General features: G+C 70.1%; 14 protein-coding genes. 11 read left to right on the top strand and 3 right to left on the bottom strand.

Annotated features, from left to right (window positions below; translation table 11 throughout):
• Window positions 1-118 precede the first annotated feature (118 nt).
• Window positions 119-1,606 carry an HNH endonuclease signature motif containing protein gene (locus ABEA30_RS00960; protein WP_345577639.1) on the bottom strand — a complete coding sequence of 496 codons (1,488 nt, stop codon included), beginning with the start codon at window positions 1,604-1,606 and terminating at the stop codon, window positions 119-121.
• A gap of 307 nt (window positions 1,607-1,913) precedes the next feature.
• Here ABEA30_RS00960 and ABEA30_RS00955 point away from each other — a divergent pair, with 307 nt between their 5' ends.
• The 8 genes from ABEA30_RS00955 (at window position 1,914) to ABEA30_RS00920 (ending at window position 8,312) form a co-directional block, all read left to right on the top strand.
• A complete protein-coding gene (locus ABEA30_RS00955; RefSeq protein ID WP_345577636.1) occupies window positions 1,914-2,717 on the top strand; it encodes an HAD-IIA family hydrolase in 804 nt (267 codons plus the stop codon).
• A gap of 142 nt (window positions 2,718-2,859) precedes the next feature.
• A complete protein-coding gene (locus ABEA30_RS00950) occupies window positions 2,860-3,510 on the top strand; it encodes a TasA family protein (RefSeq protein ID WP_345577633.1) in 651 nt (216 codons plus the stop codon).
• A 23-nt stretch (window positions 3,511-3,533) separates the two neighbouring features.
• The gene (locus tag ABEA30_RS00945) at window positions 3,534-4,082 is read left to right on the top strand and encodes a hypothetical protein (RefSeq protein ID WP_345577630.1); all 549 of its coding nucleotides are present in this window, start codon (window positions 3,534-3,536) and stop codon (window positions 4,080-4,082) included.
• A 23-nt stretch (window positions 4,083-4,105) separates the two neighbouring features.
• Window positions 4,106-4,663, top strand: coding sequence for a signal peptidase I (locus ABEA30_RS00940; RefSeq protein ID WP_345577627.1), 558 nt, complete (start codon window positions 4,106-4,108; stop codon window positions 4,661-4,663).
• A 78-nt stretch (window positions 4,664-4,741) separates the two neighbouring features.
• On the top strand, window positions 4,742-5,020 hold the full coding sequence (locus ABEA30_RS00935; protein ID WP_345577624.1) for a hypothetical protein: 279 nt from the start codon (window positions 4,742-4,744) through the stop codon (window positions 5,018-5,020).
• Window positions 5,017-5,706: a response regulator transcription factor gene (locus tag ABEA30_RS00930; protein WP_345577621.1), complete on the top strand. Its 690-nt coding sequence runs from the start codon at window positions 5,017-5,019 to the stop codon at window positions 5,704-5,706. The genes ABEA30_RS00935 and ABEA30_RS00930 overlap by 4 nt, the downstream gene beginning before the upstream one ends.
• Before the next feature lie 9 nt (window positions 5,707-5,715).
• The gene (locus tag ABEA30_RS00925) at window positions 5,716-6,099 is read left to right on the top strand and encodes a response regulator (protein ID WP_345577618.1); all 384 of its coding nucleotides are present in this window, start codon (window positions 5,716-5,718) and stop codon (window positions 6,097-6,099) included.
• Between the two features lie 2 nt (window positions 6,100-6,101).
• Window positions 6,102-8,312, top strand: coding sequence for a PAS domain-containing sensor histidine kinase (locus ABEA30_RS00920; protein WP_345577616.1), 2,211 nt, complete (start codon window positions 6,102-6,104; stop codon window positions 8,310-8,312).
• A gap of 8 nt (window positions 8,313-8,320) precedes the next feature.
• Here ABEA30_RS00920 and ABEA30_RS00915 read toward each other — a convergent pair whose 3' ends face one another.
• Window positions 8,321-8,569 carry a hypothetical protein gene (locus tag ABEA30_RS00915; protein WP_345577613.1) on the bottom strand — a complete coding sequence of 83 codons (249 nt, stop codon included), beginning with the start codon at window positions 8,567-8,569 and terminating at the stop codon, window positions 8,321-8,323.
• A gap of 186 nt (window positions 8,570-8,755) precedes the next feature.
• On the opposite strand from ABEA30_RS00915, the gene ABEA30_RS00910 reads away from it, so the two are divergent.
• From ABEA30_RS00910 to ABEA30_RS00900, 3 genes are all read left to right on the top strand, one after another.
• Entirely contained in the window at window positions 8,756-12,127 is a 3,372-nt protein-coding gene (locus ABEA30_RS00910; protein WP_345577610.1) for a phosphodiester glycosidase family protein, read from the top strand.
• A gap of 123 nt (window positions 12,128-12,250) precedes the next feature.
• Window positions 12,251-13,729 carry a bifunctional UDP-N-acetylglucosamine diphosphorylase/glucosamine-1-phosphate N-acetyltransferase GlmU gene (gene glmU, locus ABEA30_RS00905; protein WP_345577607.1) on the top strand — a complete coding sequence of 493 codons (1,479 nt, stop codon included), beginning with the start codon at window positions 12,251-12,253 and terminating at the stop codon, window positions 13,727-13,729.
• 5 nt (window positions 13,730-13,734) lie between these two features.
• The gene (locus tag ABEA30_RS00900; RefSeq protein WP_345577604.1) at window positions 13,735-14,712 is read left to right on the top strand and encodes a ribose-phosphate diphosphokinase; all 978 of its coding nucleotides are present in this window, start codon (window positions 13,735-13,737) and stop codon (window positions 14,710-14,712) included.
• Window positions 14,713-14,798: 86 nt separating this feature from the next.
• On the opposite strand, the gene ABEA30_RS00895 is transcribed toward ABEA30_RS00900, so the two are convergent.
• Window positions 14,799-15,230 carry a hypothetical protein gene (locus ABEA30_RS00895; protein ID WP_345577601.1) on the bottom strand — a complete coding sequence of 144 codons (432 nt, stop codon included), beginning with the start codon at window positions 15,228-15,230 and terminating at the stop codon, window positions 14,799-14,801.
• Window positions 15,231-15,248 lie beyond the last annotated feature (18 nt).

Genomic DNA, 15,248 nt, shown 5'->3' with positions numbered 1-15,248 from the left:
CAACCTCGACTGGTCGACCGCATACGGGACAGCCTGTTCAACGGCCCCCGTCAAGTCAATAGTTTCCAGCCCTCTCTTGGGCAACTGGCTGCTTGCGGTCCCGTTTTCGCACGCGTCCTCATTCCTGGTAGCGCCAGGCTGGTGAGGATTCGCTTTGTTGGGGTGGGGGTTGGGGTGTTGGGCGTGGTGGTGCCTGGGTGGGTGCGGTGAGTCCGCGTGGTAGTCGACGGCCGAGGTTGTGTCGGCGGGGTGGTCGGCGTTGGCTGCCGTCCCGGTTGCGGCCCGGTGGCTGGTCCGGCGAGTGTTCGTAGCGGATGGTGCGCAGTTGGAAACGGCGGTGGAGTTTGGGTGTTCTGCCGGGGTCGATGTGTGTGGGTGGGGTGAACCACGGCAGTCCGGTGTCGGGATCGAGGTGCACATGCCACTGGGATTCGGGTGACTGGTCCGGGTCTGGTTCCACCAGCCGGTGATGATGGGGACACAGGAGGACGGCGTTGCCGAGGCAGGTGAGGCCGTCTGCCCACCAGGGGACGATGTGGTGTGCTTCGCAGGCGCGGGGTGTGGTGGTGCAGCCGGGGAATGCGCAGCCCCCGTCACGCAGGATCAGCGCGGTACGGATGGCGGCGGGGAACATCCGGTGGGCCCTAGCCACATCCAGCGGGCGGGAGTCGGATCCCAGGACGGCGGGGATGATGTCGGCGTCGCAGGCGAGCCGCCGCGCGTCGCCGGCGGAGAGCCCGTCGAGGTTCTCGGCGCCGATGATGCCGGCCTTGCCGAGTCCGGTGATCAGGGTGTGGTAGTCGAGGGTGATGTGCACCTGGGGCCGGTCCCCACCGTGCGCGGGCAGGTTCCCTGTGGCGGCGGCGGTCTGGATGAGCAGCATGAACGCGTCGGCGCGGCGCATTTCCTTGTCGGGGAGTTCGTCGGCCTCACGGTAGGACGACAACGGCGGCTCCACTGCCTCCAACTGAGCCCTCAGCAACTCCGCCCTCGCCACCGGGAGGAGTCCGGTGATCTTCATCCCGCCGTGGTGGTCGGGGGTGATCCGCAGGAACCTGTTGCGCATCGCGCGACGGTCCTGCGCTTCGAGTTTCTTCTTCTCGTCTGCTTCGGCGCCGTCGGGGTCGACCATCTCGTACAGCTTGACCGACAGGGCGCGTAGTTCGTCGGGGCCCAGTTCGTGGGCGTGCCGCAGGATCGACTCCTGACACTTCTCGACCTCAGCACGGCCCAGGGAGACGGGCAGTTTCCGCAGCGCATGCACGATGGCCTGGACCTGCTCCAACGAGACCGTGCCGTCGCGCAACGCGGCGGCGATCAGTGGGAAGCGGCCGCCCAAGTCGAGCGCCAGCTTGAACGCGGCCCGCGACTGGCCCGTATTCGCACGCACGGAGTTGCGCACGCCTTCGACGGTCATCAGGTCACCGGAAGTCCAGGCGTCCTCGAGGAGGTGGAGCTCCAGCCCGGCCAGTTGTGCCTTGGTTTCGGCGATCAGTTCGACCAGGCGGAGGCGTTCGGGCCGGCGGGCGCCGTCTGGGCTGAGGGAGGCAGCAGAATCCCACAACGCGGCCATCGCGCGTTGCAGCAACTCGACTGTCTCGTTCATGACCACTATTCTAAACGAACATGGGGTCAATATCGATGACGTTTGTCATCGAATCCCCAAACGTCTTTGGTGACGGTGCTGGGTCGGCTGCGGGGCCCCTTCGTCGTGTCCTGGTGCTCGTTCCTCGCACATGCCACGCTCAGGGACCGTGTGCGGCCCTTCGTGGTGGCTCGATGCTTCCTTCGATTGATTCGCTCGTTCCTCGCGAACACTCAGGACAAGCGCAAGCTCGCACACGCCACGCTCAGGGACCGGCCCTTCGATGGGCCACGCTCAGGGACCGGCCCTCTTGGCATAGTGTTCAACCATGCGTGAGCGCAAAGACATCAAGAGCTGGCTGACCGACATGGACGGCGTCCTCGTCCACGAGAACGTGGCGCTGCCCGGCGCGGCCGAACTCATCGATCAGTGGAAGGCCGACGGGACGGAGTTCCTCGTCCTGACCAACAACTCCATCTTCACCCCGCGCGACCTCGCGGCACGTCTCCGGGCCTCGGGCCTGGACGTGCCGGAGGAGCGCCTGTGGACGTCCGCGCTGGCAACGGCCGACTTCGTCTCGCAGCAGAAGCCCGGCGGCTCGGCCTACGTGATCGGTGAGGCCGGCATCATCACCGCCCTCCACGAGAAGGGCTTCATCATGACGGACCGCAACCCGGACTTCGTCATCGTCGGCGAGACCCGCACCTACTCGTTCGAGCAGGTCACCACCGCCATCCGGCTGATCGCGGCGGGTGCCCGGTTCGTGGTCACCAACCCCGACGCCACCGGGCCCAGCCCCGACGGCATCATCCCCGCCACGGGCGCCATCGCGGCGCTCATGACCGAGGCCACCGGCCTCAAGCCGTACGTCGTCGGCAAGCCGAACCCCATGATGTTCCGCTCCGCCCTCAACAAGATCGGTGCCCACTCGGAGGAGACGGGCATGATCGGCGACCGCATGGACACCGACATCATCGCCGGCATGGAGGCCGGGCTGCACACCGTCCTGGTGCTCACGGGCATCGAGACGCAGGAGAGCCTGAAGATCCGGCCGTTCCGCCCCGTCGAGGTGCTCGACGGCGTGCATGAGCTGGTCCGCGACTACCAGGGGCCCACGCACCCGGCCGGGTAGGTCGTCGCTCACAGAAAAGTGAGGAACCTGAGCCCCTGCCGCAATGTGGGGTAGGCACGGCAGCAATCTTCGAGCCGTTGGCTAGGGCTGTGCCCGGGAGAACCGGGCGAACAGCTTCAGCCCAGCAACCCGAGGAGACCACATGGACCGCAAGAAGCTCAGCACCTCACTCCGGCTCGCCGCCGCCGCCCTGATCGGAGCCTCCGCGCTCACGGTGGGCGCCACCGGCATCTACGCCACCCTCAACGCCACCGCCGAGAACGTCACGCCGCAGGAGGCCGCGTCGGGGACGCTGTCGCTCACCCTGGGCGCCGGCGCCGACTCCGCGGGCTTCGCCGCCAACATCGCCAACCTCGCGCCTGGTGACGTCGCCAACCGCTACGTCACCCTCACCAACGGCGGGTCGCTGGCCTCGACGGGGCTGAGCCTCGGCGTCACCGCCACCGGCACCCAGTCGCTCATCACCGACGGTGTCACCAGCAAGGCCCTGCGCGTCACGGTCACCTCCTGCTCCGTGGCCTGGAACGCGGTGGACGGCACCTGCGCCGGGACGACGAAGACCGAGGTGGCGGCCGCCCCGCTGTCCGGGTTCGCCGCGGCCAAGTCGTTCGTCGCCACCACCGGGCTCGCGGCCGGTGGCGCCGCGCACCTGCAGGTGGGCGTCGCGCTGCCGGACCAGGCCGAGACCACCGTCAACGGGCAGTTGCCGGCGGGCACCGTCCAAGGCGGCCAGGTGGCACTGACCTACACGTTCAGCGAGACCCAGGCCGCCCCGGGCACCACCCACCGCTGACGCGACATCAGGGGAGGAGAGGAGTGAGACGCAGTCTGGTTGCAGCGGTGACCGCCCTGGTCCTGCTCCTCTCCACCGCGCCCAGCGCCTCGGCGGCCCACCGCGCGCACGCCGAGGCCACGATGAGGGCGACCGCCGCCACTTGGGGGGTGGTGGCGGTGGCCCAGGGCGCGGCGCCCACCATGTCCCCCCTCACCCTCACCTGGGTCAACGTCAAGGGGCTCCGCTACGCCTTCGTCGACCTGGTCAACGTCGGCACGGTCCCTGTCAGCTCGGCCACGCTACTGCTGGACTCCGTGCCGGTCTCCGGGGGCAACAACACGGCACCTTGGCTCTACTTCGACGCCTGCGTCGGGGCCGACTGGGACGCGGTCTCCGGCAGTTGCTCAGGCACCACCGTGCGCGTCGGGGCCAGCGCGGGCAATGCGCTCACCTCCGTCGTGCCCATCACCACCGGTGGGCGCCTCAGCATCCGCGTGCTGCACTCGTCGAACCCCAACCACTTCCGATCAAGCCTCCAGGTCTCGGTCTCCCATGACCAGATCCGCGCCTCCGCCACCACCAACAGCTGACCGTTCGAGAGTGAGCCACGTACATGAGCGATGACACCGAAGCCAGGCCTGCGCCGCGGGTCAGGCGCAGCCGTCGCGTGGGCAGCGTGGTCGGTTGGGTGCTGCTCAGCGCGCTGGTGCTGTCCTGCGTGGCCCTGGCCGTCATCACGACGGCAGGAAACTTCCACGTGACGCGAGTGCTGTCGAACTCCATGGCGCCCACGTTCTCGGTGGGGGACCATGTCATCGTGCAGGACCGCCCAGCGGCGGACCTGGCCGTCGGACAGGTCGTCGTGTTGCCGCAGCCCGACAGCGACACGCTCTTCATCCACCGCATCCTGAGCGTGGACCACACCCCTGACGGGCCTGTCGTGACGACGCAGGGCGACAACAACCCGGCTCCGGACGCCTGGACGTTGCGGGTCACCTCGGCGACGGTGCCCGTATACGTCGCGGCCATCCCGACGCACGGGCTTCCCCTGCCTGCGGTGCGTCCGGGGACCTCTTCGATCCTGCTGGCGTTGGGCCTGGGGGCGCTGTCGCTGCTCCTGTTCCTGCCCGGGCGCACCGGCCGCGAAACCGCTGATCAGGGCCGGGCCTGACGTAATCGGGGCCGGGGTGGGATTCCCCCTCGTTTGCTGGCAGAATCGCCGTGGACGAGAGGGGGAGCGACCGTGGGGGTGTCGTTCACAAGCGGTCAGGCCCAGGGCATCGAGGACTTTGTTGCGCAGCGGCGCGAACGTGTCGCGGTCTCCGCGATCAGCGAGTTGCGGGCCGCGACCGCCGAGGAACTGCCGGCCCTGCTCCACCGGTTGGCCGGCAAGCTGGATGTCTTCGGCTTCCCGACGGCGGGTGCTGCGGTGCGGGAACTCCTGGGCGACCTTCCGGATCAGCTCGCCGAACTCGAGCACCGCGCAACCCACATCGCCTCAGTGCTGCAGCGCGAGGTGACGCCGTGACGCAGCCGCTCATCCTGGTGGTCGAGGACGACCCGGACCTGCGGGAACTCATGACGGTGAGCCTCGCCAACTCGGGCTACCGCACCGTCGAGGCCGCCGACGGCGACTCCGCCCTCGAACGCTTCCACGCCCACGCACCGCACCTGGTGCTGCTCGACATCGCGCTGGGCCCCCACTCCATCGACGGCCTCGAGGTCTGCCGCCGCATCCGGCGCCACAGCGACGTGCCCGTGGCGTTCCTCACCACGCATGCTGACCCGGTCGACCAGATCGTCGGGTTCTCCTCCGGGGCCGACGACTACGTGACCAAGCCGGTCAACCACCGGCTGCTCCTGGCGCGCATCGCCGCCATCCTGCGCCGCGTCAACGGATCCGGCCGGACGAGCGACCCCACCGAGTTGACCGCCGAGGGCATCGAACTCGACCTCGTCGCCCGCACCGTCCGCGTCAAGGGGACCCCCGTCGACCTGACGCGCATCCAGTTCGACCTCCTCGTGCCGCTGGTGGAGGAACCGCGCCGCGTCGTGACGAGGGAGCAGCTGGTCGAGCGGGTGTGGGGGCAGTGGTACGGTACCGACCACCACCTCGACGTCCACCTGTCCCGACTCCGCCAACGCATCGTCGAAGCCGGCGGGCCGAGAGTGGCCCATGCGGTCAGAGGGGTGGGATACCGCTTGACCAGCTGAGGAGTAGCAATGTCGCCCACGGTGCTTGTCGTCGAGGACGACGCAGACGTCCGCTCGCTGATCGAGTTCTCGCTCCGCCTCGACGGTGTCTGGACCGTGCAGGCAGCGGCAAGCGTCGCGGATGCGCTCGTGGCCCTCGAGGCCGGCGACGGCATCGACATCGTGCTGACCGACGGACAGCTGGGGGACGGCACCTCCGAGACGGTTCGTGCCGCTGCCGCTCCCCGCCCTGTCGTCCTTCTCAGCGCCTGGGCCGACGGCCCATCCGCCAGCAGGGTGCCCGAGACGGGGTATGCGGCGCGGATGGCCAAGCCCTTCGACCCCCTCGCGCTCTCCGCGGTGCTGACCGCCGCCCTGGAGGGCGCGTCCGGCGCCCCGGACGGGGAGGGCTGAGCATGGACACCACGGAGGAGCTCCTCACCGCTGCGCTGGACGGTCTGGTCGACCTGCACATCCTCGTCGGCCCGTCGCGCCACGACGACGGCACCCTGCAGGACCTGGTGGTGCTGCTCGTCAACCAGACGGCCCTCGACGCCTGGGGCGTCGAGCGCGAGGACGTGCTGGGCGTCGGCCTGCTCGACCTGCTCCCCGGGCTGCGCGCCGCGGGCGTCCACGGGCGGCTCGTCGACACCCTGGAGACCGGCCGCCCCACCATCCTGACCGGCCTGGAGTACGCCAGCGAGATGCTGGGCAGCGTCGCCTACTTCGACGTGCGCGCGACGCGGGTCTCGGGCGACAAGGTCAGCATCAGCTGGGCGGACGTGACCTCCCGTCACCTCGCCGCCGCTGCGGCTGCCGAGGCCGGCCGGCGCTACCAACTGCTGGCCGAGAACGCCTCCGACGTGGTGCTGTGCGCCACCGAGTGGGCCGTGGAGTGGGTCTCGCCGTCGGTGGAGTCGGTCCTCGGGTTCAGCCCCCAGCAGCTGCTGGGCTCGGCGCTCGAGCGGCTCGTCCACCCCGACGACGCGCCCATGGCGCGAGCGGCCATGGGGCCCCGCACTGCAGGGCCGCGCCACGCGGAGGCGCGGCTGCGGTGCGCCGGCGGCGGCCACCGCTGGATGGACGTGCGCTTCAACCTGGCGGGCTCACAGGCATCGGGCGAGGCGCTGTGGGTGGTGTCGTGTCGCGACATCGACGCCGAGGTCTCGATGCGCCGCCGCCTCCGGGAGGAGCGCGCCATGTTCGAAGCCATCGGCACCTCCGTGACCGACGCGTTCATCACCGTCAACGGTGCCGGCACCGTGGTGGCGTGGAACCACGCCGCCGTCGATATGTTCGGCTACGCCGAAGCGGAGGCGCTGGGTGAGAGATACCGCCTGTTCCTGCCCAAGCGTTACTGGGGCGTGGTGGAGCGGTGGCTCGCAGACCCGACTGGCCCAGAGCTGCGCGCGGCAGCCGAACGCACGCACCGGGTGCGCGCCCTCCGCCGCGACGGCACCACGTTCCCCGGCGAGTACTCCCTGGCGGTGTGGAGCAGGGACGGTGCCGACCACGTCACGGTGATCCTCCGGGACACCACGCGGCAGCAGGCGGTGCTCGACCACCTCGAGCGGAGTCGCCAGGAGCTTGCCGAGGCCCAGCGACTCGCCCGGGCCGGGAGCTGGACCCACAACGCGAAGCTCGACAGGTTCGAGTGGTCCGACGAGCTGCGCCGCATCTACGGCCTGCCCGTCACCCGCGAACTGACCACGATGGAGGCACTGACTGACCCCATCGTCGGCGACGCGCGCCAGAGGGCGATCGATGCGCTCGAGGCGGCGCTGGCAGGGGCCGGCAACGCCGAGGTCGAGTTCGACCTGCGCCGGGGCGACGGCGAGGTGCGGCGCGTCTGCGGCCGCATCGCCTCCTCCATCGACGCGCGCACCGGCGCGGTGCAGCTCAGGGGGAGCGTCGTGGACATGACGGAGGCCCACCGGGCCGCGGAGGTCCGCGTGCGGCGCACCGCGCGGCATGCCGATTACCTGGCCCGCGTGGAGCACACGCTGCGCACGCACCTGTCTGTGGTGGAGGGGTGGTCGGGCATCCTGGAGCGCTCGTTCGACGACCTGGCTCCGGCCGTGCGCGACGAGGCGATCGGCGCGATCCGCCGCAACTCGACGTCGCTGGTGGCGCACGTCAAGGGCCTGATGAACGAGTCGGCCTTCCTCGCCCGGGCCGACGCCATCGAGGTGGGGCCGGTGGATGCCGCGGCCGTGGTCTCGACGGTCGCGGCCGACTACCAGGGCCTGGCGCAGGACCGGTACCTCAGGGTGTCGCCGGCCTCCGGCGTCACGGCCACCGCGTCCGCCGAGGGCCTGGACACCATCGTGCGCCACCTGGTGGAGAACTCGTTGCACCACGCCCGGGAAGGCGGCGGCGTCGAGGTGCTCACTCGTGAGGTGCCGGGCCGGACCGTGGAGATCGTGGTGCGCAACGACGGCGACCCCATCCCCGACGACGTCCAGCTGTTCGCCCCCTTCGTGAAGGACCGCGCCTCCGGTGGCAACGGGCTCGGCCTCCACGTGGTGGCCACCCTGGTCGAGGCGATGGGCGGCCGCGTGGCGGGCGGCAACCGCACCGACGGACCCGGCGCCCAGTTCGTCGTCTCCCTGCCTGCGGGCCAGTAGCCCGTGCGCTAGTCGAGGCGCTGCAGCCGGTGCATCAGCGCGTCGAGTTCCAGCCGCAGTTCCATGGTGCGGGCCCGCAGCACGTGCGCAGCCCTGCGCCGCATCGCCGGGTCGACGTCATCGTCGTCCAACAACTCGAGCCAGCCCTCGATCACGGTGAAGTGGGTGGCGATGACGTGCTGCTGCTCCCTGGCCCGGGCCGTGGCCGCTCCGCTGCGTCCCGCGCTGTCGGGGGTGAGGGGAACGGTGGCTGTCACGTGACCATCATCCCCGCCCACCCCTGTCATCTCGGTCCCTTTTTCCTCACCGGAGCCTCACAGTCCGCATCCGGCCATGGGCTGGGGTTCACCGAACCGACACCGGCACGACACCTTCAGGCAACCCCCCGTTGTGGGGGCTCCAGTAGGAAATGACAGGACGTTTCCCCCATCACAGGAGCCCCCATGCCCATCCTGTCCACCCGCTCGCTGGCCGCGCTGGCCACGGTCGCGTCGTTGATCAGCCTGTCGCTGGTGACCCCGGCGCAGGCCAAGCCGGACGCGTTCCGCGACGACTCCGCCATCGTCGTGACCGACGCCCAGCTCGCCCCCGAAGGCACCCTGCTGACCAACCGCTCCGACGCGGCCGTCGCGCCCGGCGTGCACTACACCTCCTTCGACCGCTACGCCCCCAACGGCTGGGTCCGCGGCGACCTCCTCACCCTCGACCTCACCAGCGACGGCTTCGAGCTCGACTACGTCAACTCGGGCAAGGTGGCCGCGACCGACACCCTCACCCGCCAGCTCGGCAACGCAGGCGCCATCGCCGGCGTCAACGGCGACGGCTTCGACATCAACGACACGGGCGCACCCGTGGGCCTCGGCGTCCGCAGCGAGGGGGAGGTCGTCTCCGGCTACGCGCAGGGCGCGGGGCATCAGCGCGGCCCCAGCGCCGTGATCGGCAAGGACGGCCTCGCCCAGGTGGCGCAGCTGTTCCTCGAGGCCACCGCCACCGACGGCGAGCACACGCTGCGCATCGACTACCTCAACGCCCCCAACGTCTCGGCCGGGGCCATCGCGCTGTTCACGCCGCAGTGGGGTGACGTCGCCGTGGCCCGCACCCTCAACTCCGGCGCGAACCTGTGGCAGGTGCTGCTGCGCGACGGCGTGGTCGTCTCGTCCGGCCCGAACGTCGACGCGGCGCAGCTCGCCGACAACGAGCAGGTCCTCATCTCCCGCGACGGCGGCTCCGCCGAGCTGGCCCAGTTCACCGTCGGCGAGAGCGTGGACGTCGACTACGAGCTGCGCGGGGCCGACGACATCTCCGCCGCCATCAACGGCTTCTTCCCCGTGGCCATCGACGGCGAGGTCGTCACCCGCAACGACACCGACCTCCACCCGCGCACCGTCCTCGCCATCACCGAGGACGGCAGCCAGATGGCGCTGCTGACCGTCGACGGCCGTCAGGCCAACTCGCGCGGCATGACGGAGGTGGAGACCGCCGACTTCTTCCTCAGCAAGGGCTACCACCACGTCCTCAACCTCGACGGTGGCGGCTCGTCGCAGATGAACGCCCGCCTCGCGGGCCAGTCGGCGCCCACGATCCGCTCGGCCCCGTCCGACGGCGGCGAGCGGCACACCGCCAACTCGCTGGGCATCTTCCACTCGGGCGACGGCTCGGGCGAGGCCCGCGGCTTCTCCGTGGTGGCCACCAACTCGCTGATGCAGTCGGCCGACGCCGACGCCTCGAAGGACCTCCACCTCTTCACGGGCCTGAGCCGCGTCGTCACCGCGCAGGCCTATGACGAGAGCTACGCCCCGGTCGATGCCGCCCCCAGGTGGAACGTGCTGGGTGCCAATGCCCGCGTCGAGGCGTCCGACGCCGCCGACACCGTCGTCCTGACGGGCCGCGCCGCCGGCACCACCGAGGTCGTGGTGGGGCAGGGCCAGGAGGTCAGCCGCCAGGAGATCGTCGTGCTCGGCGAGCCGGTGCGCATCTCCACCTCGACGCCACAGGTCAGCTTCGCGTCCATCTCCGCCCGCGACACCTTCCAGGTCTTCGGCCACGACAACCGCGGCTTCACCACCTGGATCGAGCCGCGTGACGTGCAGCTCGACTATGACCCGGCCGTGCTGAGCATCACCGCCGACGGCGACCGCTTCGTCGTCACCCCGAAGGTGGAGTCCGGCTCCGCGCTCATCCGCGTCACCGCGGCCGGCGTGCAGACCGAACTGGCCGCCAGCATCGGCCTGGCCAGCACCGTCGTCGACGAGATGGACTCGATGACCGGGTGGAGCGCCACCAAGTTCCCCGCAGCCGTGGGTGCGACGGCCTCGCTGGCCGTGGGCCAGGGCCGCGACGGCGGCAACGCGATCGCGCTCGACTACTCGCTGACCGGCACCACCGCCACCCGCGCCGCATACCTCGCGGCGAGCCCCAACATCGCGCTCAGCGGCACGCCGCAGAAGCTCGGCGTCTGGGTGTACGGCGACGGCAAGGGCGCGTGGCTGCGCGCCAACGTCTACGAGTCGACCGGGGGCTCCGCCAAGACCATCAACGTCGCGTCCAAGATCGACTGGACGGGCTGGCGCTACGTCGAGGCCGACATCCCTGCCGGGCTCAACATGCCGCTGCGGTTCTTCCGCCTCTACGTGGTGGAGACCAACCCGGCGCTTCAGTACTCAGGCCGGGTGCTGTTCGACGGCCTCACCCTCCGCTCGGCCCCCGAGCTGCCGGCGCTGGACATCCCGCAGGAGACCAACGCCGCACTCGTCACCGACGGCACGGTGCCCGCCGGCTTCTGGCGCTACGCGGTGGTCTCCGACGCCCAGTTCACCGCCGACAACCCCACCTCCGACGTCGTGGCCCAGGCCCGCCGCACGCTCCGCGAGGCGCTCGCGGCTGACCCCGAGTTCATCGTCATCGCGGGCGACTGGGTGGACAGGGGCTTCGCCCAGGACATCGCGCTGGCCAAGCGGGTCATCGACGAGGAGGTGGGCGGCCGGGTGCCGGTGCACTACGCGCCGGGCAACCACGAGTACGCGGGCCCGTCGAGCCTGGCCGAGTGGATCAAGGTCTTCGGCGAACCCAGCCACACGTTCGACCACAAGGGCACGCGGTTCATCTTCCGCTCGACGCCCGGCTACACGCTGCGCTCCGGCGGCTTCGACCAGATCGTCGACCTCAAGGCGCAGCTCGACGACGCGGCCACCAACGAGGACGTCAACAACGTCGTCGTGGTGCAGCACCACCCGATGACGGACCCGACCGCCACCGGCGGCTCTGCGCTGAGCGACCCGAAGGAGGCCGCGATGCTGGCCGACTGGTTCGCCGAGTTCGCCAAGGAGTCGGGCAAGGGCATCGCGCTGCAGGCGGCCGGCGTCGGCCTGTTCCACGCCTCGAGCACCGACGGCGTGCTGCAGCTCATCAACGGCAATGCAGGCAAGGGGCCCTCGGGCTCGCCGTCGTGGGGCGGCTTCACCGGCTGGGCGCTGGTGGGCATCGACCCCGCGGCCGAGCCGCAGCCCCTGACCGAGCGTCGCTGGGAGCAGCCGCGCCAGTGGATGTCGGTGGAGTTCCGCCCGCACGTGGACGCCCTGGTGATCGACGCGCCCGTGGCCGTCGTCGTGGGGGAGCCCGCCGAGGTGACCGCCACCGTCGTCCAGGAGAACCGCCGGGTGCCCGTGCGCTACCCGGTGGCCGCCGACTGGGTGGTCTCGGAGGGCGTGGAGTTCGACCCGGCGACGGGCCGTTTCGTGGCGCTCGCCGCGGGCAACCACACCGTGACGGTGACCGTCAACGGCACCACGGTGGAGGCCACCGTGGTCGCGTCCTGACCTCCGACCACCAGCTTCGGGGCCCCGCGGTTCGCCGCGGGGCCCCGTCGTTTCGTGCCGGGCGGGGCGCCGGGGCTGGTAGTTTCTGAGGGAGCATCCCGGCCGTCGTCGAAGGGAAATCTGGTGTCGAACACTGACAACGAGCTCGCGCAGGTCGCGGCCGTCGTAGTCCTCGCCGCAGGGGGCGGGACCCGCATGAAGTCGAAGACCTCCAAGCTGCTGCACGAGGTGGCGGGCAAGCCGATGCTGAGCTACGCGGTGTCCGCGGCGGCGGCGCTCGACCCCGAGCACCTCGTCGTGGTTGTCGGGCACCAGCGCGAGCAGGTCGTCGAACACCTCGAGCGGCTCTCGGAGCAGCTGACCACGGCGGTGCAGGAGGAGCAGCTGGGCACCGGCCACGCAGTCGCCTGCGGCCTGGCCGAACTCGGCGACATCGAGGGCGACATCGTCGTCACCTACGCGGACGTGCCGATGCTGGGTGGCGACACGCTGCGCCAACTGGTCGCCGTGCACCGCGGCCGCCACAACGCGGTCACCGTCATGACGTCGCGCGTGGCCGACCCCACGGGCTACGGCCGCGTCATCCGCGTCAACGACGAGGTCACCGGCATCGTGGAGGACCGCGACGCCACCGACGAGCAGCGCGCCATCGACGAGATCAACTCGGGCATCTACGTCTTCGACGCGGCCAGCCTCCGCGAGGGCCTCGCGTCGCTCAAGACCGACAACGACCAGGGGGAGCTGTACCTCACCGACGTGGTGAAGTTCTGCCACGAGCGTTCGCAGCGCGTGGGCGCCCACCTCGTCGACGACGTGTGGCAGACCGAGGGCGTCAACGACCGCATCCAGCTGGCGCGCATCAACCAGGAGATGCAGCGCCGCATCCGCGATTCGTGGATGATCAAGGGCGTCACGATGATCGACCCCGCGTCGACGTTCATCGACGTCGACGTCGACCTCGCGCCCGACGTGCTCATCCACCCCGGCGTGATCCTGCAGGGTGCCACCACGATCGGCGAGGGCGCCGTCATCGGCCCCAGCACCACGTTGATGGACGTGGAGGTCGGCGCCGGCGCGGAGGTCATCCGCACGCATGGCTCGTTCGCGGTCATCGGCGAGGGCGCCGTCGTCGGCCCCTTCGCGTACCTGCGGCCCGGCACCATCCTCGGCGCCGACGGGAAGATCGGCAGCTTCGTGGAGACCAAGAACGCGCAGATCGGGGCGGGCACGAAGGTGCCGCACCTGTCCTACGTGGGCGATGCCTTCATCGACGAGGGCGCCAACATCGGGGCCGGCACGATCTTCGCCAACTACGACGGCGTGCACAAGTCGACGACCCACGTGGGCAGGGCCGCGTTCGTGGGGTCCAACTCGGTGCTGGTGGCACCCGTCGACGTCGGCGCTGGCGCGCTGGTGGCCGCTGGGTCTACGATCACGGACGACGTGCCTGCGGGTGCGTTGGGCGTGGCCCGGGGGAGGCAGCGCAACGTCGAGGGCTGGATGACCCGGAGTCGTCCGGATTCCAAGCAGGCCGCCGCGGCGGCCGAAAGCGACGGCACCATCCATCCGGCAGTGATCGAGTCCCGAGAGAAGAAGGCCTGAGCCACATGTCCCACCAGATCGCCAAGAACGACAAGCACCTGATGCTGTTCAGCGGGCGCGCCTACCCAGAGCTCGCTGAGGAGGTGGCGAACCTGATGGGCTGCCCGCTGGTGCCGACCCGTGCGCTGACGTATGCGAACTCCGAGATCTACGTGCGCTTCGAGGAGTCGGTGCGTGGCTGCGACGCCTTCGTCATCCAGTCCCACACGGCTCCGGTCAACGAGTGGATCATGGAGCAGCTGATCATGGTGGACGCGCTGAAGCGCGCCTCGGCGAAGCGGATCACGGTCGTGGCCCCGTTCTACCCGTACGCCCGCCAGGACAAGAAGCACCTCGGCCGCGAACCCATCTCCGCGCGCCTGGTGGCAGACCTGTACAAGGCCGCCGGCGCGGACCGCATCATGTCGGTGGACCTGCACGCCGCCCAGATTCAGGGCTTCTTCGACGGCCCGGTGGACCACCTGTGGGGCCTGCCGGTGTTGTCCGAGTACGTCAAGGAGAAGTACGACACCTCCGAGATGGCCATCGTGTCGCCCGACGCTGGCCGCGTGCGCCTCGCGGACCTGTGGACCGACCACCTGGGGTGCTCGCTGGCGATCATCCACAAGCGTCGCGACCCGAACAAGGCCAACACGGTGGCCGTGCACGAGGTCGTCGGTGATGTCGAGGGCCTGACCTGTCTGCTCGTCGACGACATGATCGACACGGCAGGCACCATCGCGCAGGCCGCGCAGGCGCTGCTGGAGCGTGGCGCGAAGCGCGTCATCGCGGCGGCCACGCACGCGGTGTTCTCCGGCCCCGCGGCGCAGCGCCTCAACTCCTCGGGCATGGAGGAGATCATCGTGACCAACACGCTGCCCATCCGCACGCCGGAGCCCATCCAGAACCTGACGGTGCTGTCGATCGCCCCGCTGATCGCCAAGGCGATCGACGCGGTGTTCCTCGACGGCTCCGTGACGTCGCTGTTCGGGGGTCAGGCCTGAGGCCCAACTTATCCCTACCTGAAGAGGGGGGTCGGTGTGGATAATCCACATCGACCCCCCTCTTTGGGTAGAGATAGTCCCGCCGGTCAGCCGCGGGTGGTGATCAGGTCGTCGGGGAGTTGCGCCAAGGCGACGGCGAGCCGCTCGGCGTACGTGCCCCGCGGCGCCAGGATCTGCGTGATGCCGGGCGGGAGCTCCTCCGCATCCGTGGCCGGGGGAGCGACGTAGCGCACCTGTACTCCGGTGCCGGGCCCGCCGTCGAGACGGATGCGCGTGGTGAGCGTGGCCAGGTCTGCGAACCGCTCAGCGGCCTCCCACGAGTGCGCACAATGGTCGACGGCCAGGTGCAACCGAGCCAATCCGGCGAGTTCCACCAGCCAGGCGAAAGGAACTTCAGTCAGGCAGCGGTCGAGGACCACCGCCCCCGGCAGGGGCGACTCCTCGCAACTCAGCGTCACGTCGGTCATGCGGCCGGACGCGACCCAACGCAGGATCGCAGCGTGTTTTGTCTCTGACATCGTTGATTCCCATCGCTC

Origin of the sequence: Tessaracoccus lubricantis (assembly GCF_039544535.1) — a bacterium.
Taxonomy (GTDB): Bacteria; Actinomycetota; Actinomycetes; order Propionibacteriales; family Propionibacteriaceae; genus Arachnia; species Arachnia lubricantis.
This window is presented reverse-complemented; position numbering and strand designations above follow the sequence as displayed.